The sequence below is a fragment of the Onishia taeanensis genome (genome assembly GCF_003268885.1).
Taxonomy (GTDB): domain Bacteria; phylum Pseudomonadota; class Gammaproteobacteria; order Pseudomonadales; family Halomonadaceae; genus Onishia; species Onishia taeanensis_A.
In genome coordinates this window covers 125998-149284 of sequence record NZ_QLSX01000003.1, presented here as the reverse complement: position 1 = coordinate 149284, position 23287 = coordinate 125998, and the positions used below count along the sequence as shown (strand labels likewise).

Annotated in this window: 20 protein-coding genes; 5 read left to right on the top strand and 15 right to left on the bottom strand. The window is 62.0% G+C overall.

Annotated features, from left to right (window positions below):
* The first annotated feature begins 178 nt into the window (after window positions 1–178).
* Together BCL93_RS05510 and BCL93_RS05505 are read left to right on the top strand one after the other, a co-directional pair.
* The gene (locus tag BCL93_RS05510) at window positions 179–1186 is read left to right on the top strand and encodes an amidoligase family protein (protein ID WP_112054109.1); all 1008 of its coding nucleotides are present in this window, start codon (window positions 179–181) and stop codon (window positions 1184–1186) included.
* Window positions 1183–1842 carry a gamma-glutamyl-gamma-aminobutyrate hydrolase family protein gene (locus tag BCL93_RS05505; protein WP_112054108.1) on the top strand — a complete coding sequence of 220 codons (660 nt, stop codon included), beginning with the start codon at window positions 1183–1185 and terminating at the stop codon, window positions 1840–1842. The genes BCL93_RS05510 and BCL93_RS05505 overlap by 4 nt, the downstream gene beginning before the upstream one ends.
* Window positions 1843–2064: 222 nt before the next feature.
* Here BCL93_RS05505 and BCL93_RS05500 read toward each other — a convergent pair whose 3' ends face one another.
* The 5 genes from BCL93_RS05500 to BCL93_RS05480 form a co-directional block, all read right to left on the bottom strand.
* Window positions 2065–2496, bottom strand: coding sequence for an OsmC family protein (locus tag BCL93_RS05500; protein WP_112054107.1), 432 nt, complete (start codon window positions 2494–2496; stop codon window positions 2065–2067).
* Window positions 2497–2751: 255 nt separating this feature from the next.
* Window positions 2752–3252, bottom strand: a complete 501-nt coding sequence (gene tpx, locus BCL93_RS05495) for a thiol peroxidase (RefSeq protein WP_112054106.1) — start codon at window positions 3250–3252, stop codon at window positions 2752–2754.
* 127 nt (window positions 3253–3379) lie between these two features.
* On the bottom strand, window positions 3380–4000 hold the full coding sequence (locus tag BCL93_RS05490) for a DUF1415 domain-containing protein (RefSeq protein WP_112054105.1): 621 nt from the start codon (window positions 3998–4000) through the stop codon (window positions 3380–3382).
* 121 nt (window positions 4001–4121) lie between these two features.
* Window positions 4122–4826, bottom strand: a complete 705-nt coding sequence (gene nfi, locus BCL93_RS05485; protein WP_112054350.1) for a deoxyribonuclease V — start codon at window positions 4824–4826, stop codon at window positions 4122–4124.
* Window positions 4827–4857: 31 nt separating this feature from the next.
* The gene (locus tag BCL93_RS05480; protein WP_220086243.1) at window positions 4858–5274 is read right to left on the bottom strand and encodes a DUF1499 domain-containing protein; all 417 of its coding nucleotides are present in this window, start codon (window positions 5272–5274) and stop codon (window positions 4858–4860) included.
* Between the two features lie 409 nt (window positions 5275–5683).
* Between BCL93_RS05480 and BCL93_RS05475 the strand changes: the two genes are divergently transcribed.
* From BCL93_RS05475 to BCL93_RS05465, 3 genes are all read left to right on the top strand, one after another.
* Complete coding sequence (locus BCL93_RS05475) at window positions 5684–6997, top strand: exonuclease SbcCD subunit D C-terminal domain-containing protein (RefSeq protein ID WP_112054346.1); 1314 nt, start codon at window positions 5684–5686, stop codon at window positions 6995–6997.
* Entirely contained in the window at window positions 6994–10347 is a 3354-nt protein-coding gene (locus BCL93_RS05470) for an AAA family ATPase (RefSeq protein ID WP_112054104.1), read from the top strand. The genes BCL93_RS05475 and BCL93_RS05470 overlap by 4 nt, the downstream gene beginning before the upstream one ends.
* A gap of 152 nt (window positions 10348–10499) precedes the next feature.
* A complete protein-coding gene (locus BCL93_RS05465) occupies window positions 10500–11363 on the top strand; it encodes an SDR family oxidoreductase (RefSeq protein WP_112054103.1) in 864 nt (287 codons plus the stop codon).
* 42 nt (window positions 11364–11405) lie between these two features.
* Here the strand turns inward: BCL93_RS05465 and BCL93_RS05460 are convergent, their stop codons facing one another.
* From BCL93_RS05460 to BCL93_RS05420, 10 genes are all read right to left on the bottom strand, one after another.
* Window positions 11406–13136, bottom strand: a complete 1731-nt coding sequence (locus tag BCL93_RS05460; protein ID WP_112054102.1) for an SWIM zinc finger family protein — start codon at window positions 13134–13136, stop codon at window positions 11406–11408.
* A 63-nt stretch (window positions 13137–13199) separates the two neighbouring features.
* The gene (locus tag BCL93_RS17230; RefSeq protein WP_181463034.1) at window positions 13200–13358 is read right to left on the bottom strand and encodes a hypothetical protein; all 159 of its coding nucleotides are present in this window, start codon (window positions 13356–13358) and stop codon (window positions 13200–13202) included.
* A gap of 113 nt (window positions 13359–13471) precedes the next feature.
* The gene (gene hsdR, locus BCL93_RS05455) at window positions 13472–15877 is read right to left on the bottom strand and encodes an EcoAI/FtnUII family type I restriction enzme subunit R (protein WP_112054101.1); all 2406 of its coding nucleotides are present in this window, start codon (window positions 15875–15877) and stop codon (window positions 13472–13474) included.
* A 118-nt stretch (window positions 15878–15995) separates the two neighbouring features.
* Complete coding sequence (gene rhuM / locus BCL93_RS05450; RefSeq protein ID WP_112054100.1) at window positions 15996–17003, bottom strand: RhuM family protein; 1008 nt, start codon at window positions 17001–17003, stop codon at window positions 15996–15998.
* Window positions 17000–18181: a restriction endonuclease subunit S gene (locus tag BCL93_RS05445; protein ID WP_112054099.1), complete on the bottom strand. Its 1182-nt coding sequence runs from the start codon at window positions 18179–18181 to the stop codon at window positions 17000–17002. Before BCL93_RS05445 ends, rhuM begins: the two co-directional genes overlap by 4 nt.
* Entirely contained in the window at window positions 18178–19650 is a 1473-nt protein-coding gene (locus BCL93_RS05440; RefSeq protein ID WP_112054098.1) for an N-6 DNA methylase, read from the bottom strand. Before BCL93_RS05440 ends, BCL93_RS05445 begins: the two co-directional genes overlap by 4 nt.
* Before the next feature lie 248 nt (window positions 19651–19898).
* Window positions 19899–20588, bottom strand: a complete 690-nt coding sequence (locus tag BCL93_RS05435; RefSeq protein ID WP_112054097.1) for a VIT1/CCC1 transporter family protein — start codon at window positions 20586–20588, stop codon at window positions 19899–19901.
* 179 nt (window positions 20589–20767) lie between these two features.
* On the bottom strand, window positions 20768–21193 hold the full coding sequence (locus BCL93_RS05430) for a universal stress protein (RefSeq protein WP_112054096.1): 426 nt from the start codon (window positions 21191–21193) through the stop codon (window positions 20768–20770).
* Between the two features lie 9 nt (window positions 21194–21202).
* Window positions 21203–22525 carry a TRAP transporter large permease gene (locus BCL93_RS05425; protein ID WP_112054095.1) on the bottom strand — a complete coding sequence of 441 codons (1323 nt, stop codon included), beginning with the start codon at window positions 22523–22525 and terminating at the stop codon, window positions 21203–21205.
* A complete protein-coding gene (locus tag BCL93_RS05420) occupies window positions 22515–23063 on the bottom strand; it encodes a TRAP transporter small permease subunit (protein WP_112054094.1) in 549 nt (182 codons plus the stop codon). The genes BCL93_RS05425 and BCL93_RS05420 overlap by 11 nt, the downstream gene beginning before the upstream one ends.
* Between the last annotated feature and the right edge of the window lie 224 nt (window positions 23064–23287).

The following is a 23287-nucleotide window of genomic DNA, read 5'->3' as shown; positions in this document are numbered from 1 at the left end:
GAGAAAAGAAAGCAGGTCTGTCATCAATAAGACCCGTGACGCCCGGACCTCAGGGTAAAGGAATGCCCGCGCCGAGGCACCCTGTCACTGCCTACCGACAAGCACCTGCGCCCCTGGTGGGTCGCCGGCCGAGGTATGATAGTCTTGCGGTGCCAATTCAGGCTTACGGGAGTGTGGCATGGATCCGCAATCGCCCCCTGTTACCACTACCGGGGAAGGCAACCTCCGCCGTGTCGGCGTCGAGATAGAATTTGCCTGCGTCTCGCCAGCTGCGGCAGCGAGTCTGGTGGCCGAGCAGTTTGGCGGTCAGGTCATCGCACTCAGCCCACATCGCTGGCGAGTGGAAGGCACCCGTTGGGGAGAGTTCACCATCGAGCTCGATGCCAAGATGGTGCATCCGGACGACAAGGTAACCGCCGCCCAACCGAGCAGTGACGACGAATGGGCCCGCCAGCGGCATCAGTGGCATATCGAGCTTCACACGCGCTCTCGTGAGCTGCTGGGGGACGTAGTGGCCGGCCTGGTGCCCACCGAGATCGTCTGTCCACCGGTGCCCTGGAATGAACTCGGCGAGCTCGATGCGCTTTTCGGCGCATTGCGCCGCCATGGCGCCAAGGGCACCGACGATAGCCTGCTCTACGGCTTCGGGCTGCACCTCAACCCCGAGGTGCCGGGCACCGATATCGACAGCCTGCTCGCTCACCTGCGTGCCTACCTGCTACTGGCGCCCTGGCTGCGCGACCAGATCGACATCGACATCACCCGCGAAGTGCTGCCCCACGCCAACCCCTTCCCCAAGGCCTATGCCCTCAAGGTGCTCGACCCCAACTATGCGCCGGATCTCGACACCCTGATTGCTGACTACCTGCACGACAACCCGACCCGCAACCGCGAGCTCGATTTTTTGCCGCTGTTCGCCTGGCTGCGACCGGACCACCCCAATGCCCTGCTCAAGAACGAGCTGGTCAAGCCGCGGCCGACCTTCCACTACCGCCTGCCCAACGCCCACCTCTCGGCCAGGGACTGGGGCTCGGTGGTGGAGTGGAACCGCTGGCTGACGGTGGAGCGCCTCGCCGCCGACCCCGAGCGGCTCGCCGAGCGCGCTAATGACTTTCTCACCCATCATGCCCGCTCGCCCATGTCACGCTGGCTCGATAAGCTCAGGCACTGGATGAAGGACGAATGACCCGACCACTGATCGGTATCACCACCTCGGACCGCAAGAGCCGCCTCGCCTGGTTCTTCGACTGGCTGGCGGTCTGGCGCCACGGCGGTCGCCCGCTGAGGCTATCGCCGTCTCGCCCGGTGCCGGAAACACTCGACGGCCTGATCATCGGCGGCGGCGATGATATTGAAGCGCACCTGTACGGCGGCGAAGTACGGTTCGACGTCCGCGTCGACCCCGAACGTGACGCCCTGGAGCTCGACCTGCTGGAGCGCTTCATCCCCAGCCGCTGCCCGGTGCTCGGCATCTGCCGCGGCGCCCAGCTGATCAACGTCTATATGGGCGGCACACTGGACAGCGACATCTACACCACCTACGAGGGGCTCAAACGCCGGCGTACCGTGCTGCCGCGCAAGACCGTCGACATCGTCGCCGACAGCAAGCTGCATCGTATTCTCGGCGTCAGTTGGTGTCGCATCAACAGCCTCCACCACCAGGCGGTACAGGATGCCGGTCGCGGCATCGAAATCGTCGCAAGGGATAGAGACGGTCTGGTGCAGGGTATCGAATCCCGGGAGCACGATTTCCTGATGGGCGTGCAGTGGCATCCCGAATGGTTGATTTTCAATCGCCCACAGCAGCGACTGATCCGAGCACTGGTCGACGCTGCCGCCTGAACGCTCGCCGGGCAACTTCCAAGGTTGCTGACGGGGCGTTCTTTCGACCCATTCTTGCTGCACACGCTTTCCGCCAGGTCTGACAAGAAGCCCTGCAGAAACGACGACGGCCATTCCGGTGTCACCGGAATGGCCGTCGTTTGATTGAGCGCTAGCAGACGCTCATGATTCACCGGCCAAGGCTAGCGCTTGGGCGAGCCAGGCTGGTCGCTGATCTAGGCGTTAGCTTTCCAGGCGCGCATCCAGCGTGATCTCGGCATTGAACAGCTTCGAGACCGGGCACCCTTCCTTGGCCTTGTTCGCGGCATCATCGAAGGTGGCCTGATCGGCACCGGGAATCTTCGCCACGCAGCTCAAGTGTATGGCAGAGATGGTGAAACCGCTGTCGTCCTGATCGAGGCTAACGGTAGCCTCCGTCTTGATGCTTTCAGGCTCGAGGCCGGCCTCGCCCAGCATCATCGAGAACGCCATGGAGAAACAGCTGGCATGGGCGGCGCCGATCAGCTCTTCAGGGTTGGTACCGGCCTGCCCCTCGAAGCGCTGCTTGAAGCCGTAGGGATTAGAGGAGAGTGCACCGCTTTCTGTCGAAACCGTGCCCTTGCCATCTTTCAGGCTGCCTTGCCATTCTGCAGAACCTTTCTTCTTGATGCTCATACTGTCTCCTTAGTACTTATCATGAGTACGTATCATGAGTACGTATCGTGGGCACGGATCTTGAGTACTGACCGTGCGACTCGTGAAGGGACTGATTTACCATTTGAAGGTACTGACTGAAGCGACTACTCAAGCGACATTACTCAAGGTACTCGCTCCGCGTACTTACTCAAAGCATTCGCTTAGAGTGCTTGCTCGAGGCGCTCGATCAGGGGGCGTAATACGTCACTCCACCAGGCGCCAAGGTGAGTGCCTTTACCCCAGGGCATCCATGGCCGCCTGATAGTCAGGCTCCTCTTTCAGCTCGCCGACCAGTTGGCTATGGATCACCTGGTCCTGCTCATCGACAACCACTACCGCACGCGCGGTCAGCCCGGTCATCGGCCCGGATGACAGCGCCACGCCATAGGCTTTATGGAAGTCGGGGTGACGAAACGTCGAGAGCGTTTCGACGTTGTCCAGGCCCTCGGCGCCACAGAAACGCTTGGCAGCGAACGGCAGGTCCGCCGAGACCACCAGCACCACGGTATTATCGAGCTGGGAGGCGTACTCATTGAACTTGCGCGTCGAGGTGGCGCAGGTCGGCGTATCGACGCTCGGAATGATGTTCAGCACCTTGCGCTTGCCGGCGTAGTTGGCAAGGGTCACGTCCTCAAGGGCCTGATTAGTCAGAGTAAAAGCCGGGGCCGACTGGCCGCTCTGGGGAAGGTCACCATCGACCTCGACGGGAGTACCGGCACGGGTGATCTGCGTCATGTCACCTCCTGTGGAGTAAGGCCCTCGGGATGAAGGCCCGTAAAACGTCATCTACTATCATCAATGGCGATGATGGCGCCGCTAATCAAGTGCCGTCTCTCAGGCACCGTCTCTTAAGTACTGTCTTTCAAGTGCGTGGCTCACCCGTCTTCATCAATGTCGCCAGCTTGCTTGCCAGCGCCTCGCCCCCCAGCGCCGTCATGGCAGCGGCATTGCGCTCAGGAATGGCTTCAGGGTCGGGGTAGTGGGCCAAGGCTTCGGCGATGGCGTCTTCGCGCAGCAGATGCAGCATCGGCCAGGGCGAGCGATTGGTGTAATTGGCGGGATCGTCTTCCTCGACGCCATCGAAGCAATAGTCCGGGTGAAAACTCGCCAACTGGTAGACGCCCTCGTAGCCCTGTTCCTCGAATAGCGCCTCGGCAACGCCTAGCAGATCCAGATAGTCGTCGAAGTCGTTTACCCCATCGCTCAATACCAGCAGCGTGGTGGCAAGGGTGGCGTCCTCGTCGAGTCGCTGGCACTCAGCCAGCAGCGCACCCAGGGTCTCGTTCCAATCATGGGCCGACACCGCCACGTAGCGAATGGTATCGCGCTTCACCTCGCGGCCGGCGAAAGGGCATAGGTTGTGGCCTACTACCATGGCTTCGACCCAAGCACGGGAGGCAGCGATGGCCTGATCGGCAAGGGCACGGTTGGCAAGCGCATGCTCACCGATAACGGTAGTGGACGATAAAGAAGCAGAGGACATCGGCGGCTCGGCGGCAGGAAAATGTGAAGAACCCACATTGTAGCCGATAGCCCCTCTTCAAGCGTGACACATCATGAATGACGCCTGTCGCAATGCCGCGATACAAAGCGCCTGTTCAAGCTCAAGCCTGACCGTTGCCCGCCCTGCGGCCACGCCGCGACGCCAGGCGATCCGCCAGCCGCGTTGGTTCGGGAAGCTTGGTGCGCCCCAAGCAAGCCACCGTCCACTCGACGGCAGATGCCAGCGACAGCCGATGCCCCGGCGACACGTACACCGGTTTGACACCCAAGCGCGAGCGCAGCACCGCGCCGATGACCTCATCGTCATCGAGCAGCGGCGTCCAGTCACCGCGCGTGTCGGGCACCTCGCCATGGCGGCCACAGAGTCGCTTCTTGGCGATACCCAGGGTGGGCAGGTCGAGCCATAGGCCCAGATGGGCGGCGATACCGAGCCGCCGCGGGTGAGCAATCCCCTGGCCGTCTACCATCACCAGATCGGGACGCCTTAAAAGCTGGGAGAAAGCAGCCAACGCCGCCGGCAATTCACGAAAGGCCAGCAGCCCCGGCACATAGGGAAAGCGCGTGGGCTCGCGATGCACGACCTCTTCGAGCACCGCAAGCCCCGGCCAGGCCAACACGACGACGGCGGCGCGAGTGATCGCACCGCCGTCCTCGAAACCGATGTCCACACCGGCAATACGCTCTACCTCTGGCCGATGGCCCTCTCGGGGTAACCGGTCCGCTGTTTCAAGTTGAGACGCCAGGCGCTTCTGCAGCGCGATGGCCTCACGAGGTTCCAGCGCCCAATCGTGGAGGTCCGCCGTCAGAGGCCAGCGCCGTGTAGAAACATCATCTGAATTAATCGCAGAAACCCCAGCCCTCGAGCAGCATGCGCAGCTTCTCGACCCGCGCACGGTTTTTGCCGAGGTCGGTCACACCAAGACGCGAGGCACTCCGCACATGGCAGACGCCCTCTTCATCCGACCAGAAGAATTCCAAATCGTCGATGAACCCCAGCGGTGAATGGCATTCGGCATGCAGATAAGTGTCGGTAACCGTGATGACCTCGGCCTGTTCACAGCCGGCAAGAGCCGTCTGCAGGCGCTTCATCAACTGTGCCGTCGTACGGTCACCCGGCTCCAATGGCGCGATGTAGTGGGCATCATCTTCAGCCTGGCTTGAAACGCTGCTGTGGCGCTCATCACAGTTGGCGAGACGACCCTCATGGATACCCAAGTTGGCGGGCCGCTTGCTGGTTAGCGGATTGGTCATCATAGGCTGCATCCTTCGGTTCTGTTCGCGTGTTATGCGGTTGTTATTCGCTTGTGGCTAATGCCCAGCGGATTAGGCCAGTGCGGATTAATCCCGTTCTTGCATGAGACGCCATGTGGGTGAAACGGCATGGCCCTGTAGTGTCAGCGTCCGAAAACCATGCCACGGCCCCTAAGAACCATGATCTGTGGCTTGATAGCTGCCATGCACAGGCTTCGCTAGCAAAATATGCATTCTTAGCAACTAGCCTTTAGTCAAGTTCACATTCCCGGCCTTTGCAAGTCGCCACAGAGGCCCATTGCCCCAGGCGATGAACGCTTAATCCACGTACACCAATCTGCGATGGCCCCTGCAGCGGGTTGCTCATTGGCAGTATGATGGTGACCTGCTATTCATGGACGCGGAGCCCGCCTTGAAGCTGATTCACACCTCGGACTGGCACCTCGGCCAGACCTTTCACGGCCAGGAGCGCCACGTTGAGCACCGGGCTTTTCTCACCTGGCTGCTCGATACCCTGGACGCCCGCCAGGCCGACGCCCTGCTGGTCGCCGGCGACCTGTTCGATGTGGTCAATCCCTCGCTGAAAGCTCAGGAGCTGCTTTACGACTTCATCGTCGAGGCACATCGGCGTCTGCCGTCGCTGGACATCGTGCTGATCGCCGGCAACCACGACAGCGGTAATCGAGTCGAGCTGCCCGCCCCGCTGATGCGCCGCCTCAACACCCATGCCCTGGGCCGCGTTCACTGGCGAGACGACGGCCAGCTCGACGCCGAGCGTCTGCTAGTGCCCCTCACCGATGCCGCCGGCGAGACCCGCGCTTGGTGCCTGGCGCTGCCCTTCCTGCGCCCTGCCGAGGTCACCGGTCGCACGGGCCTGACGGCGAACGACGGCGAGCGAAAGGGCTCCAATGGCCGCGATGATGCTGCTCTCAATAGCGGTGGCCGTAATGACGGTGTTCGTAATGACTACGTGGCCGGTATAAGCGCCGTCCATGAACAGCTGATCGCTGCTGCACGTGACAAGCGCCAGCCGGATCAGGCATTGGTCGCCATGAGCCATGCCCACCTGCGTGGCGCCGCCGTGTCCGAGGGCAGCGAGCGGCCGATCGTGATCGGTGGCGAAGAATCGCTTTCAGCGAGCCTCTTTCCCGACGATATCGCCTACGTGGCACTGGGCCATCTACATCGGCCCCAGCAGGTCGGCGAAGCGCGCATCCGCTACAGCGGCAGCCCCATCCCGCTCGACTTCAGCGAAGTCGACTACCCCCACCAGGTGGTCGAAGTGGTGCTCGAAGGCGAGACCCTCGCCGCTACCGAAACGCTGCTGATTCCCCGTAGCGTTGAGCTCAAGCGCCTGGGCCCCGCCGATCTCGACAGCGTGCTCACCGAGCTCGATGCCCTCGATGACGACCCCGATCTCGCCACTGAGCGCTGGCCGTGGCTCGAGCTGCGCATCGATCTCGATGGTCCGCAGCCTGACCTGCGCGGCCGGGTCGATGCCGCCCTCGAAGGCCGAGCGCTGCGGCTGCTGCGCATCCACACCCGCTACCCCAAGGCAGGCGGCGAGGCGCCTGGCTCGCGCCGCGTCACGCTGGATAGCCTGGGGCCCCAGGCGCTGTTCGCCCGCGCCTGGGAAGAGGAGTACGGCGAACCCGCCGATGACCAGGTAAAACGCGACTTCGCGCTACTGATGCAGGACGTGATGGACGCGGAGGCTGACGTATGAAGATTCTCGCCATCCGCCTCGAAAATCTCACCTCGCTGGCTGGCAGTCAGGAACTCGACTTCACCGCCGCGCCCCTCAGAGACGCCGGCCTGTTCGCCATCACCGGCTCCACCGGCGCGGGCAAGAGCACCCTGCTCGACGCCCTGTGTCTGGCCCTTTATGGCAACACCCCGCGGCTGCGCGGCGCCCGCCAGGATCAGGCCCGGGTGCCGGACAGCGGCGACACCGATGTGACCAGCTTCGACCCTCGCACCCTGCTGCGGCGCGGCACCAGCCAGGGCCATGCCGAGGTCGACTTTCTGGGCCGCGATGGTCGACGCTACCGCGCCCGCTGGGCGGTCCGCCGTGCTCGCGGCAAGCCCAATGGCCGCCTTCAGGGCGCGGAGCAATCGCTCACTGACCTCGACGACGACCGCCTGCTGACCGCTCAGAAAAATGAATTCAAGGACCTGCTGCCGGAACGCCTGGGGCTCAATTTCGACCAGTTCACTCGCGCCGTCATGCTCGCCCAAAGCGAGTTCGCCGCCTTCCTCAAGGCCGACGACAATGCCAGAAGCGAGCTACTCGAAAAGCTCACCGATACCGCCGAGTACTCACAGCTTTCCATCGCCGCCTTCCAGCGCGCCAAGGCCGCTAATCAGGCCGTTGCCGAACTCAATACCCACCTCGCCGACGACCTGCCCGCCGAGCCCGAGGCCCGCGCCGAGCTGGAACGCAGTGTTGATGCCGCCGAGCGCGAACTGGATGCCAGACTGCAAGAAGCCAAACGCCTGGAGGCCCGCCAGCAATGGCATAGTGCCGATGAACGGCTGAACGCGGCCTACCAGGAAGGTCGCCAGCAGCAGCAAGAGGCCGAAAGCCGCTGGCAGGCGCTCGACCCCGCTCGTGCCGACCAGGAGTGGCGACGCCTGATCGCCCCGAAGCGCCATCGCCTCGCCCGCCAGGCCGAGCTGCCCAGCGAGATCAACAGGCTCGAAAAGGCCCTTGCCAACACCCGGAAAGCACGGGAAGACGCCCAGGCGGCGCAACAAAGCGCTGCTCAGGAACACGCCAAGGCCCAGCAAGCACTGACGGCGGCCAGCCAGGCACGAAAGGACGCCGAGCCGGCACTGCGCCAGGCCCGGGAACAGGCACAGCGGCGCGACAGCCTGGCTCAGCGGCTGGCGGATATTGAGACGAGCCACGAGCAGTACCAGCGTCAGGCCAACCAGATCGATGAGGCCCAGCGAAAGGCCGAGGCCCAGCAGCAGGAACACCGGCGCCGCCGCGACGAATGGCAGGCAAAGCTTCGAGAGCTGATGGGTGAGCACAGCCAGTTAAGCGACGCCCGCCAGGCGGCCCAGCAGGCCCACGATCGGGCCTCAAAGCGCCAGCTTTCATTGAGCACCTTGCACAGCCGCTGGCAGGAACACCTGCAGGCCGTTGATACCCAGCAATCGCTGGTAAAGCGCTTGGAGAGTGACGAGGCGCGCAAGGCCCAGCTCATGGAAAAGGGCAAGGCCGCTCGGCAACGGCTCGATGAACGACACCAGCATTATACAAGCGTGCAGGCCTTTATCGAACGCAGCCGCGCCGTGCGCAGCGAGAGCGTGATCAAGCTGCGCGAGCAGCTTCAGGAGGATGAACCCTGCCCGGTATGCGGCGGCCAGGATCATCCCTGGCGTCACCAGCCGCCGGAAACCCCCGAAGCCGCGCAGCTTGCCGCCCAGCAGGCCGACGAGGACCGCCAGCTCAGTGAGGCACAGAGCGACTGGGAACAAGCCCAGCAGGCCCGCGATGAATTGCTGGGCCAGTATCGTGCCCTGGAAAGCTCGCTCGAGCAGCAGCGCCGCGACCTTCAGGCCGCCGAGCAGCGCCTGACCAGTGCACAAAAGGCCCTAGCCGAACAGCCGCTAAGCGCCGAACTCGACGCCATTGATGCCGCCGAGCGCGAGGCCTGGCTAAGCCAGCAGCGCCAGCAAAACGACAGCGACCGCCAACACCATGAGCAGGCACTCGAGGCACTGACGCGCGCCGAAACCGAACTGGCACCGCTGCAGGAAGCCTTACGACAGGACGAGCTAACCCTGACGCAGTTGGACACCCAGCGGAAAAGCGTCGAAACAGAGCTTCAGGCACTCTCCGAGCGACTGCCGCCCCTCAAACAAGAGCGCGACGAGGTTGCCCGCGAACTCAACCAACGGCTCGGCGAACATGACAGCGCCGATGCCTGGCAGCAGCAGCTCGATAACCGCCAAGCCAACGCCCAGCAGGCACTGAATAGCGCCCTGGCAGCCCTGCATGAGGCAGAGCGCCGCCAGGGAGAGCTCACTCAGCAAGAGCGCCACGAAGCCGCCCAGCTAAAACGCCTTGAAGAGGAACGCGCCCCCCTGGAGCGAGAGCTTCAAGAATGGCGCCAGGCAAATCCGGCACTGGATGATGACACCCTCGCCCGCCTGCTGGCGCAGCCCGAGGACGAAGCCCACCGCCAGGAGCGGGACATCCGCGAGGCAGAGCAAGCCCTTCAGCGCAGCGATGCCAGCCTGAACGAGCGCCGCCAGGCGCTGCTTGCGCACCGCCGCGGGCAAGCGCTGGTCGACGAAACAGGCGCCGAAGACAATGACTCTGTGAGCGATGACCGTCTAAGCGATGGGCTTTTGAATAATGCCCTGCTGAGTGACGACACGGAGACGGAAATTCAGCAGCGTAAGGCAAAGCTTGCGGATGAGCTCACCGAGCTAGCGCCCAAGCGAGAGTCCGCGCAGCAGCACCGGGATGACGCCGTTCATGCCCTGCGCGACGACGACCGCCGCCGCGCCCGCCAGCAGGCCGCTCAGGCCGAACTCGATGCCGCCCGGGCCGAGCAGCAACGCTGGGGCCGCATCAGCGCCCTGATCGGCTCCGCCGACGGCAAGGCCTTCCGGCGCATTGCCCAGGCCTACAATCTCGAACTGCTGCTCGACCACGCCAATGCCCACCTCCACAACCTCGCGCCCCGCTATCGGCTGCGCCGGGGTGGCAGCCCGCTCGGGCTGCTGGTCGAGGATCACGACATGGCCGACGAACAGCGCTCGGTGCATTCACTCTCCGGCGGCGAGACCTTCCTGGTGTCGCTGGCCCTGGCCCTCGGACTCGCCTCGATGGCCTCCGGCGAACTCGCCATCGAATCGCTGTTCATCGACGAAGGTTTCGGTAGCCTCGACCCTCAGTCCCTGGCGCTGGCCATGGAAGCGCTGGATGGCCTACAGGCGCAGGGGCGTCGAGTCGGCGTGATCTCGCATATTCAGGAAATGCACGAACGCATCCCGGTACAGATCCAGGTCAATCCGCTGGGCAACGGCGCCAGCAGACTGACGCTGGTGGGAGACTGAGCAAACCCAAGAGTGAGCTATCACATACGGGTTACGCTCCCATATTGCCACGAGAGCGCGGAACACAAGCGTGCGCATGGCGAGCCGACCAACAACGTTGACAGGCACCGCAAGCCAGCCGCCACAAACAAAAAAGCTATCAGGAGCAACGGATGTCACAGGCCCCAGACACGACGACAAAGAGCATACTGATCACCGGGTGCTCGAGCGGCATCGGCCACGCCGCGGCGCATGCCCTGACGGCCCGCAGCTGGCGGGTGTTCGCCACGGCGCGGGCCGAAGCGGATGTCGAGCGGCTCAAGGAGGAAGGCCTGGAAACCCTGCCGCTGGACCTTGCCAGCAGCGCCTCGATCGAGGCCGCGGTGGAGGCGATAAAAGAGCGCACCGGCGGGCAACTGACGGCCTTATTCAATAACGGCGCCTACGGCCAGCCCGGCGCGGTGGAGGATCTGTCCCGTGACGTTCTGCGGGCCCAACTGGAAACCAACCTGCTGGGCACCCATGAACTCACCACCCTGGTGCTGCCGATGATGCGCGCCCAGGGGCACGGCCGCATCGTGCAGAACAGCTCGGTACTCGGCATTGCCGCGCTGCCCTATCGTGGCGCCTACGTGTGTTCCAAGTTCGCCCTCGAAGGCCTCACCGACACCCTGCGCATGGAGCTCAAGGGCAGCGGCATTCATGTCAGCCTGATCGAGCCCGGCCCCATCACCAGCCGGTTTCGCGAGAATGCGCATCGCGCCTTCCAGGCACATATCGATACCGCCCACAGCGCCCATGCCAACACTTACCAGAAGGTCGAGGCACGGCTAGCCGGCAGCGACAGTGGCGGCGCCTTCACCCTCGGCCCCGAGGCCGTGGTGAAAAAGCTGATCCACGCGCTAGAAAGCCCACGTCCGCGACCCCGATATGCGGTAACGGTGCCCACTCATCTGTTCGCAGCGCTCAAGCGGATACTGAGCACCCGCGGCATGGACCGGGTGCTACTGCGTTCCACTAAGGACGAGCGGGAGTGAGCCGATACGCGTCGGCACCCCGCTCGGGTCGTGCATCGCCGCTTACCCGGAGAAGGCCTCGTTCAGCCACTTGATGAAGTTGCGCTTGGGCTTGAATTCGCTACGCAGCTGCGCCAGCGCCGCCTCGAACGCATCGCGCTGAGGCGCAGTTTCGAGCCGGCCCTGCAGCTCCCGCAACAGGGCGATGCCATCCCGGTAGCCCTGGTTGTTGGTCTGTTGCACCTCATGACGCACCAGGCGCAGGTAGAGCGGCAGGCTCTCGTCGGGCGCCTTCAGCGCCTGGGCCAGCTGATGCAGCAGCGTGGGCGACACCGCCCGCTCGGCGCACAAGGCCTGGGCCTCGTCCCAGCGCCCCTCGAACAGATAGATCTCCAGCAGGCTGTCGACCATCCGCGGGCCCCAGCCAAAGGGTAACTGAGGCGTCTTGTCCAGCCCGTCCACCAGCCAGTCGTGGGCACGCCGACGATAATCGACGGCCAGGTTATGCTCGGTAGCCAGGTTCACCAGCTGGCGATAATCCCCCAGCTTCCGGGTGCTCTGGTAGATCTCCCATTGCAGCGCTGCGGCGGCCTCTTCCTCACCACGCTGCAGGTACAAGCGCACCTCGAGCCGCTGGCGTTCCACCTGCTGATGCGGAAACTCGCGGGATGCCGCCTGCTTCGCTCGCGCCAGCCACGTCTCCAGCTCATCCCAGGCCTCATGGGCGATACACCGCTGGGCAGCGTCCAGGCAATCCCGCTCATCGCTGGCCGTCTTCTGGTAGAGCGCCAGCATGGCGGGCAGGTCGCCGGCGGCCTCGGCGCGCTTGAGCAGGGGATCACGCAGACGAATATAGCGATACTTCGTCATCCAGCCAGCCTTTGTCGGCAGGGCCGGCAGGTCATCCCAGGCGCGCTGCAGGCAGGCATGATAGGCCGCCATGCCCGCGTCACCCAGCGCCTCGGCATAGGCATCGGGTATCGACGGATAGCTATCCTCGCTGCCGCCGAACGCCTTGTCATAGAGATAGGTCGCCAGCTTAGCGGGGGACCAATCGAGGCGCCTGACGGTCCTGACATGCGTGTCTTGCAGGGTCTGCTCGCAGTGAAAGCGAAAGCCGCCAGAGTCATCGATGGTCTCCAGCGCCCTAGCCATGCGCGACAGCGCATGGTCCACCAGCGCCAGACACTTGTCCGCCGGCAGCTGCGGGGCCTGCTCGGCAAGCTGCTCGACGATGACCTCGGCCCTGGCGAAGTAGGCGCTGACCTGGCCGTAACGGTACAGGTCACGGTTGAGGGGGAAGGCCGCCGTGATGCGCTTCTTCAGCGCCTTGTGATCCAGCACTCCGAGCACCGCATCGGCCCGCAACGACCACTGTTGGCGCAGCATCGGGTCCTGTGCGATCAGCGACTGCAGCGCCTCGATCAACGACGGCTTGTCCATCTGCTGCAGGTAGGCCTGTATCCGGTCCGTAGCATCGCCTTCCGTCAGGCGAGCCTCCTCGGCCTGATTCGTCCGGTACGCCAGGGCTACCGCCACGCAGTGCTTGCAGAAATCGATGCCCTCGGAGGCCGGGCAGTCGCAGCCGCCTTCCAGGCTGCGCTTGCTCAGTTTCAGGATCACGCGGTAGCGCTCGGTGCCCTCCACGTCGGCGTTGATGGTGGTGCCGCTCTGGTTCCAGCCCACCACCATGCCCTCACGGAAATACTCCACGCCGCGACCGAAGGCCGCCTCGCCGGCCAGCTTGCGCAGCTGCCGGTCGGACAGAAGTTCCCGTTCATCCTGCTGTGGCATCAGGCGTCTCCTCTTGCGAGTATGGCGGTGCTGCACCGTATTGTTGCCCGCTTCAGTTGTTCATTACTCGGCCTTGATGCGCCCCAGCAGCGCCTCGGCGGAATGTTCACCGCTGATCAACTCGGGACTAGCGGCGCGCCAGTCGGCGGTCAACTCACCACGGAAGGCCTTGGCGAGGATCGACTGAGTCAGCTTGTTGACGCGGGCCAGGGCATTCTTCATCTGATGTTCGCCTGATCGGCAAAAGCGAAAAGCTCGTCGACGCGGCCATCGGCTAACCCGCAATACGACTAACCCTCTATACGACTAACCCTCTATACGACTAACTCTTAATACTATGCAGGCTCATAAAGCCTCGCCTGAAACCCGATGAAGGCCTCGCGAATATTCTCGACGCTGCCGAGTTCGGCGATAGCATCCGTCGGGGTCTGGTATTTGAGTTCGATCAGTTGAGGCAGCTTGTCTTGGGCAAGCTCACCAACGCCGTCCTGAATATAGTGGTCTATGACGAAGTTCAGAAACTCGCGCTGGCGGTAGTCGTAGTCGGAGAAGAGCCTTTCGCGGTGGGTAGCCACCCGCTGCTCGCGGCTGAGCGGCGGCAGTGCGAAGGCGATGTAGGCCAGCACGTCGAAAAGATCGCTGTTTTCGGCGTTTACCAGGCGGCCAATATCCTTGAGCTGCTCGGCGCCGTAGCCCTTTTCGGCCAAGCTATCTAGTAGGCCCTGGCGGGTATCCGGTCGGCTCCAGAGTTCGCGTAGGGTCTCCTCATCATGGAAGAGTGCCGGCAGGTCACCGTAGAGCTGACGGATGAAGTCGGCAGCGGACATCGGCTTGCCGTCCGGGCTCCAGAAGGTGGTCGCGCTCATGTGCTGCAGCTGACGCACCTTGCCCGGCGCGAGTTCGATCACCAGCACCTGTTGCCCTCCTCCCTCGCACTGGCAGGGCATCTCGCCGCACACCGCGCAAGGCTCCGGCGACTCCTTTTCGCAGGTGCAGGGGCGTTTGCCGCATTGTTCGCAAGGCTCGGGCGGGGTCACCTCGCACACACAGGGGATCTCACCGCAACGGGAACACGGCTCGGGAGCGACGGGCTCGCCGTCCCACTCCGGGTCGCTGAAGTGCTCGTAGGCACGCACGAAATCGAGAATGGTGAAGTAGTCCTTGCCATCGAACAGTCGCGTGCCGCGGCCGATGATCTGCTTGAACTCGATCATCGAGTTCACCGGGCGCATCAGCACGATGTTGCGGATGTTGCGGGCGTCTACGCCGGTGGAAAGTTTCTGCGAGGTGGTCAGGATGGTGGGAATGGTCTTCTCGTTGTCCTGGAAGCGGCGCAGGAACCGCTCGCCCTCGGCGCCGTCATCGGCCGTCACCCGCACGCAGTAGTTGGGATCGGGGCTCGTCTTCATCTGGTTGATCAGATCGCGCACCGCCAGGGCGTGCTCCTGGTTGGCGCAGAACACCAGCGTCTTCTCGCGCGGGTCGATCATCTCCATGAACACCTGCACCCGGTACTGCTCTCGTTCCCTGATCTTGATGAGACGGTTGAAGTCGGCTTCGGTATAGCGCCGGCCCTGCTCGACTTCTCCCTGAACCACCGCGTCGTCGGGCGTATAGACATAGTCGTCCAGGGTGGTGGCGATCTGGCGTACCTTGAACGGCGTCAGGAAGCCGTCGTTGATGCCCTCCTTCAGCGAGTAGACGTAGGCCGGCTCGCCGAAGTAGGCGTAGGTGTCGGTATTGGTGGTGCGCTTGGGCGTGGCGGTCAGGCCCAGCTGCACCGCCGGGGCAAAGTACTCGAGGATGGCCCGCCAGCTGCTCTCGTCGTTGGCACCGCCGCGGTGGCATTCATCGATGATGATCAGATCGAAGAAGTCCGGCGGGTAGTCACCGAAGCTGGGGGCTGGGTTACCTACCGCGTCGCAACCGCTCATGAAGGTCTGGAAGATGGTGAAGAAGAGGTTACCGTTCTTGGGCACCCTGCCCTGCTTGCGGATCGCATCGGGCGCGATGCGCACCAGGGCGTCCTCAGGAAAGGCGGAGAAGCTGTTGTAGGCCTGGTCGGCGAGGATATTGCGGTCGGCGAGGAATAAAATGCGCGGCCGACGGCGAGTACCGTCGTCGCCCTGCCAGGCCGCCAGGTTCCAGCGGCTGTGGAACAGCTTCCAGGCGAGCTGGAAGGCAATGGCCGTCTTGCCGGTGCCGGTGGCCAGGGTCAGCAACACGCGGCGACGGCCGGCGGCGATGGCCTCCAGCGCCTGGTTGATGGCGTTATGCTGGTAGTAACGCGCCTGCCACTGGCTGCCGTTGTCGTGGAAGGCCACCTCGCCGAAGCGTTCGCGCCAGGGATTGGGCTCGGGGAAAGTCTCGGCCCACAGCGCCTCCGGCGTGGGATAGCCGGCTACCGGGCCTTCCTCGCCGGTGTGCAGGTCGACACGGTAGAGGCCCACCCCGTTGGTGGCATAGGCGAAGCGTGTTTGCAGCCGCTCGGCGTAGCGCTTGGCCTGAGCCAGGCCCTCGGTGACGGGAAGATCACGCTTCTTGGCCTCGATCACCGCCAGCTTCTGGCCCTGGTAGAAGAGCACGTAATCGGCGATGTCGCCGCGGGTGCGCTGCCCGCCGCCCTGCAGTCGCCCCAGGGTGATCACCTCACGCCGTACCCGGCTGCCTGCTACCCTGCCCCAGCCGGCTTCCTTGAGGGCGGGGTCGATCAGCTCGGCGCGGGTATCGGCTTCATTCATCGGTCAATCCTTGTCCGGTCGGTGCACGATCGGGAGCCTTCCAGCTCCGTAACCCTTCACAACATATGGGTTTCTGGCGGGCGAAGCCAGCTTTGGCCTTTCCCAACGAGCCATCCCTTCAGTCTTCTACAGGGCTGGCCAGCATGTTCATAACCAGCCGGACCATGGTCGCCTTGTTGGCCGGGTCGGACTCGGCGATCAACAGCGTCAGGGCGGCGAGGCCCACGTCGTTGACCACTACCTCGCCGTGAGCATCGAGCAGGCGATCATTACGGTAGAGGAAGTCCACGAACAGATAGGCCGCACTGCGCTTGTTGCCGTCGGCGAAGGGGTGGTTCTTGACCACGAAGTAAAGGAGGTGCGCCGCCTTGGCCTCCACAGAGGGGTAGGCCGGCTCGCCGAAGACCGTCTGGTCGAGGTTGCCGAGCAGCGCCTCGAGGCCGTCGCCGCGCTCCCGGGCGAACAGGTCGGTGGCCTCACCCTTAGCGATCAGCTCGGCCTTGAGCGTGGTGACCGCCGAGCGGGCTTCCTCAATCGTCGGCAGTCGGCCGCCAGCCTGAGCATGGGGCTCGGTCAGTAGGCCCTCGTCATAGCGTTGCAGCAGCAGGAAGGTCTGGGCATAGCGGGTGACGATATCGACGAGGCCACGGCCGCTTGCCGCATCCAGCGCCGGGCTGCCGGCCGTCTTGCGCACCAGCGCCATGGCGGCCTCCAGCTCGCGGGCGTTCTCCTCGAAGCGCTGGCGGTTCAGCGTCCAGCCCTGTGTCAGGTGCTCGCGCAGGGTGCGCGTCGCCCATATCCGGAAGCGGGTCGCCCGTGTGGAGCTGACCCGGTATCCGACCGAGATCACCGCATCCAGGCTGTAGTGTTTGCGCTTGCGTTTAACCTCTCGCTGCCCCTCCTGCCGAACTTGTAAGAAATCCTTACAGGTTGCCTCCTCCACCAGTTCGCCATCCGCGTAAACGTTCTTCAGGTGCATGGTGATGTTCTGAGGCTTGACGTCGAACAGTTCGGCCATCTGTGCCTGCGTGAGCCAGACCGTCTCATGCTCGGCATCCAGCCGCACCTCGACCGCCTGGTCGGCCCCCTGGTAGATGACGATGGGGGCCTGGCTCTCGGTACTCATGCCGTCGCCTCCTCCACCGACGCTTCGGCCACATTGGCCGTCAGCTCGCCGGAGAAGGCCTTCTGCAGCAGGGACTGCTTGAGCTCGGCCAGGGCGGTGAGTTTTTGCTGGTAGATGACCTCAAGTCGTTGGGTTTCAGAAGAAAACTCTTCGAAAATTTCAACCAGGCTTTGCTGTTCGTCAATAGAGAGTGCCGGCATGGGGTAAGATTTAAGCTTCGTAGCATTGATATTGGCTTGATTTACGCTACTGCTCATTACTGAACGCCCATAGTTCATTGCAAGCGAGCTATTCAAGAAGTAACAGAGAAAATCAGGGTCTAACAACGCCTTATTCCTGTGAATTCGAATCAAGTAGCCGGCAAATATTGCCTCTTTTTCTCCTTTATAAATTGCAGTCTTTCCGACCAACTCTGGACTATTTGTCCGATTGAAAAGCACATCATTGCAATCAAGTTTATACTTTTCAATCTCGCTAGGGTTACTAGAGTATTTGAGGTCAGACCAGGAAAATCTTCCCCTTGCGATATTTCCCATGCGTAGCACGGGAACCAATCCATCGCCTGCAGATTTCGAGGAAGATCCGTACTCCATCCTCTCAGATAGTTCGCCCAATGTAGTCCACTCACGACTATTATCTTTCAAAGAAGAAACCACGAACTCATCGAACAACTCGCGGGCGTTAGCGAGGTTTTTTTCGGTATTAGCAACGACCGTATCGATCCCGGTGAAGGCTTCATTGAGGATGGCGACGATGCGTTCTTGTTCGGGGAGAGGCGGAATTGGGATCGGAATCTCACGCAGCCTTCCCTGATTTAGTTTTGGTACCGTTAATCCGGAAATGAAAGGAGCTAAATCCGTCGTGTTAAGATAATAAATAACCCATGAATCAAGCATCACATTTCGATTGGGACGGATCACGTGAGCGTGATTATTCACCCAGCACTTTCCTTCTACGGCATAGGCCGTATTATCGCCTGCGCCCCACTTTGCGCCATCTTCTCCAATAAGCACTAATAGCTCATCGAAGATATATCCATCTACATAATCCAGAACTCCTGTAGCACCGTAGTACGGGTAAGGGCCCGCGACTCTGTTTCTCTTGGTGATTGGCTTACGCCTGCTATCCAGAATTTCGCAGACTTCACCCAGGCTTTTCCTTGTCCACTCCTCATTCATAACATCCCCCGAATCCCTTCCAGGATCTCCTCGGCCTCGCGGTCTAGCGTCTCGATCTCGTTGATGATCACCTCGGGGTCGCGCAGCGGGGCTTCTTCTGCCTTGTTGGGGTTCTTCACCGACAGATCGAAGGTCTCGCGGTCCAGATCATCGACGCTGACCTTCCAGGAGTTGTCGGAGTCGGCGAAGCTGGCCTGCAGGTCGACGAACTCGGCGAGATCATCGTCGTTGAGCGGATTGGTCTTGCCCAGGCTGCGGCCGGGGTCGAGCTGGTAGTACCAGATATCGCGGGTCGGGGCGCCCTTCTCGAAGAACAGCACCACCGTCTTCACGCCGGCGCCGAGGAAGGTGCCGCCGGGGCAGTCGAGCACGGTGTGCAGGTTGCAGCTCTCCAAGAGCTCCTGGCGCAGCGCCTTCGAGGCGTTGTCGGCATTCGAGAGGAAGGTGTTCTTGATCACCACCGCGGCGCGGCCGCCGGCCTTCAAGCGCTTGATGAAGTGCTGCAGGAAGAGGAAGGCCGTCTCGCCGGTCTTGATCGGGAAGTTCTGCTGGACCTCCTTGCGCTCCTTGCCGCCGAAGGGCGGGTTGGCGAGGATCACGTCGAAACGGTCCTTCTCCTGCAGGTCGGCGAGGTTCTCGGTCAGGGTGTTGGTGTGCACCAGGTTGGGCGCCTCGATGCCATGCAGGATCATGTTCATGATGCCGATTACATAGGGCAGGCTCTTCTTCTCCTTGCCGGAGAAGGTGCGGTTCTGCAGGGTGTCGAGCTGCTCGGTGGTGAGCCTTCGCGGCTCGTCGCTGCCGAAGCCGTAGCGCAGGTATTCGTGGGCCTCGCAGAGAAAGCCCGCCGACCCGGCCGCGCCGTCGTAGAGGCGCTCGCCGATCCTGGGATCGATCACCCGGATCATGGCGCGGATCAGCGGGCGCGGGGTGTAGTACTCGCCGCCGTTGCGCCCGGCGTTGCCCATGTTCTTGATCTTGGCTTCATAGAGGTGCGAGAGCTCGTGCTTCTCGGCCTGGGAGCGGAACTGAAGGCTGTCCACCAGCTCCAGGGCATCGCGCAGGCTGTAGCCACTCTGGAACTTGTTGCGCACCTCGCCGAAGATCTCGCCGATCTTGTACTCGATGGTATCGGGGCCGCTGGCGCGCTCGCGAAAGCCCTGCAGGTAGGGGAAGAGCTCGCGATTGACGAAGTCGAGCAGGTCATCGCCGGTCAGGGCTCTGTCATGGTCCAGGGTGCCATCGCGCTTGCGGGGCGCCGCCCAGGTCGACCATTGATAGGCTGTGTCGATGATGAAGTCGAAGGGCTTGCCGGAAAGAGTGGCGTTGACGGCCCGGCGCTGCTCGAGGTCGTCCAGGTACTTGAGGAACAGCAACCAGGAGGTCTGTTCGGTGTAGTCCAGCTCGGTGGCGCAGCCGGCTTCTTTCCACAGCACATCGTCGATGTTCTTGAAGGTCTGCTCGAACATGGGGTTCGCAGGTCCTTATCAAAGGGTGTCATGCAGACGGCCGCCGGACGTAGTGTCGGCAGCCGCAGGAGAATCTTGGCGGCAATGCTACGCTGCAGCGTCTCAGGGCGCCAATCGCCGAGGGCGGCTCATCCGTGCCCCGCTAGGCACCTTATTTTATTTTCCATCCGAACTTAAAATAAGCGGCGGTGGAGTTTTAGTTTCGACGGCTCACGTCGGTAGGCGTCACGGTCCATGCGATTTCCCAATCACGCCGCCACACCAAAGAGCGCCCCTACCCCGGCGGTTAACCCCATCGCCAAGGCGCCCCAAAAGGCGACGCGCACCACCGAAGTAACGATCGGGGCACCACCCGCCCGAGCAGCCAACAGACCCAATAGCGCCAGGAAAACCAGCGAGCTGCCGGACAGCCCCCACATGAGCGTGGCAGCCGGCAGTAACGCGACCATCAATAGCGGCATTGCCGCACCCACCGCAAAGGTGGCCGCCGACGCGAAAGCGGCTTGCACTGGCTTGGCGGCCAAGGTGTCCGATATGCCGAGCTCATCTCGCGCATGGGCGCCAAGCGAGTCGTGTTCCATCAGTTGCGTTGCGACCTGGCCGGCCAGTTGCTCATCGAGACCACGTTCGACATAGATGGCTTTCAGTTCCGCGTGCTCTTGCCTGGGGTTGTCGGCGAGCTCTTGTTTCTCCCGCGCCAGGTCCGCGCTTTCGGTATCGGATTGAGAGCTGACCGACACGTACTCGCCGGCCGCCATCGACATGGCACCGGCGACAAGGCCGGCCACACCCGCCACCAGAATCGTCTGCGTCGTCGCCCCCGATGCCGCCACGCCCAACACCAGGCTCGCCGTGGAGACAATGCCGTCATTCGCGCCGAGCACAGCCGCGCGAAGCCAACCAATGCGGTGCGTTCTATGTCGTTCGGTGTGCTGCATGCAGCCTTCCTCGTGGAGTGTCGTTTTCCAGCTAAACATATCAGGCAGCGCTAGGTGCCGTATAGCAATTGTGACACAGCCGAAGACTATCCATTGCTGGCCATGGCGTCTCGATTGTCGGCACAAAAAAAACGGCCGCCAGAAACATCTGACGGCCGCTTTCCGACGAGGTTAACGACTTAGCGAATCACGAAGACCGAGCAATCGGCATGTCGCACCACCCGTTCGGCTGTGGAACCAATGAAGTAGTCGGTGAGCCCAGGACGGCTGGCCATCATCAGAATGGCGTCGGCACTGATCTCCGAGGCGTACTCGAGAATCTGATCATGAGCGCTGCCTTCTCGGGTAACGACATTCATGGCGACGTTCTCCAGCTGCAGCGACTCGGACAGGCTCTGCAGCTGGGCCTCGGCCTCCCGTTGATGCTCAGCGTATTGGTCTTCCCCCAACTGAGTCATCAGCGCTTCCTTGTGGACCGTGATCGGGTCCACATAAAGCAAGGTGATGCTGCCCGCACCATCGATCAACAAACGGGCGGACTCCTTTAGCCTAGCGAGCTGCTCTTGATGAACGAGATCGACGGGAATCAAGATGTGATTGAACATAGTGTCACCTCAACCCATGACTTTATTAGGTAGCCATAGCACGATTTCCGGGAAGACCATGCACAGGATCAGTACCACTAAGTTCACGGCCACAAAGGGCGTGACTGACCGGTAGATCTCTCCCATCCCGACATCAGGTGGCGCAATGCCTTTCAGGTAGAACAAGGCGAACCCATAGGGCGGCGTCTGCACAGCGATCAATATATTGAGAATCATCAGTACACCGAACCAGATGGGGTCATAGCCCATGGATACGGCGATGGGCGTAAACAGCGGCGCACACATCAGCACGATGATGAACTCGTCAATAATGAAGCCCAGCAGCAGCATGATCACCTGAAACAGGATAATGATCATGATAGGCGGCAGGTCCAGGCTTGCAGCGAGATCGGCCACCATGCTCTGCACCCCCATCAGCAGATGGAAATTGCTGAACACCGAGGCGCCGAAGATGATCCACATGGCCACGCTGACCAGGGTGGCGGTCTGGAGACCGGCAGACTGAAACATGGCCGGCCGGAAGCGCTTGTAGAGAATCGCCAGCAGAATGGCACCGAAGACGCCGATAGCCCCCGACTCGGTCGGCGTGGCAATGCCGGAGATGATGCTGCCCAGCACGACGAAGATCAGCAACAGCGCGGAAAGGCCATCGCGAAGAATGACGAATGTCTGCCGAGGTGTGCGATCCGGTGCGTCGTCATGCTCATCGTCCTTGGGCGCGCGGGACGGGTTAAGCCAGCAGCTGACAACCACATAGGTAATCAGAAGCACGATCGTCAACAAGGCCGGCATCATGGCGCCCAGGAACATGCGCCCGACCGAGTTCTGAGTCGCCGCGGCAAACATGATCATGGGGATGCTGGGGGGAATCAGGATACCCAGACCGCCACCCGCCATGATGACGCCCAGCGCCAGGCGCCGGTTATACCCGCGGTCCAGCATGGGGCGCAGCGCAATGCTGCCGGAGGTCATGATGCCGGCACCGATGATGCCGACCATGGCACCGATCATCGAGCACACCCCGATAACGCTGATGGCCAGGGAACCGCGTACCTTGCCGATCAACAGCTGGCTGGCGTTGAACATGGCATCGCCGATCCCAGACTTGGTCAGCAGCTGCCCCATGTAGATATAGAGCGGGATGGCCAGGAGGATAAAGCTGAAGAAGGTCGATTCCAGGGTGGTGGGAATCACGTTGAAGATGCCCTCGCCCCAGGTCATGTAACCAATGGCCATGGCGATACCGCCCAGCGCAAGGCCCACGGCGGCCCCCAGCGCGAAGAAGATCAGGATGCACAGCAACAGCACCCCAGTCAGCAGTTCAATGTCCATGATGGACCCCCTCTTTTTGTTTTAGCAGCGGGGTACCCGTCGCCAGGTAAAAAATGTCGTTCAGCGCGTCTCGCACAAATTGCGCAATGAATAGCGCACAGGCGATGACCATCATTACCCAGAAGTGATACATGGGCGGTGCCCACTCGCTCTGGCGGCGATAGTCGAACTCGATGGCCTCGAAAAACTTACCCATGCTCACTTTGATGATGATGGCCAGGAAGAAGATGGCCAGGGCGTAACCAAGGAGGTTGAAGACGCTCTTGGCCTTGGGCGAGACCTTCAGATAGAGGATGTCGACATTGATGTGTGCTCGTTTCTGCTGGGCATAAGCACCGCCCAGCGCCGTGATGTAGCCAAACAGAAACAGTGACAGGTCGTAGGCCCAGATCGTGGGACTACCGAGCACATAACGGGCGAACACTTCGAAGACGACGATACCGGCCAGTACCGGCATTAGGTAGGAAGCTGCTTTGCCGGTCAGCATGACGATAAGATCAATACCGTGGCAGAGCCCCCTCAGCAGGGTGAGGAACATAAGGGATCTCCTGAAATCATGTAAAAGGCGGAAAGCACCATGTGCTTTCCGCCTTCTCTTGACTTACTCACCGCTGAGAATCAGCAAGCCAAGATATATGCCAATCTCGATGAGGTGCTGCAGTGCCTCTCGATTGGCTACAAGACCGATACTGACAATTGAAAACATGGGAGCGTCTTAACGTTCTGCCCGTTTTCAAGAGCGATGATACGGCGGGCGATGTG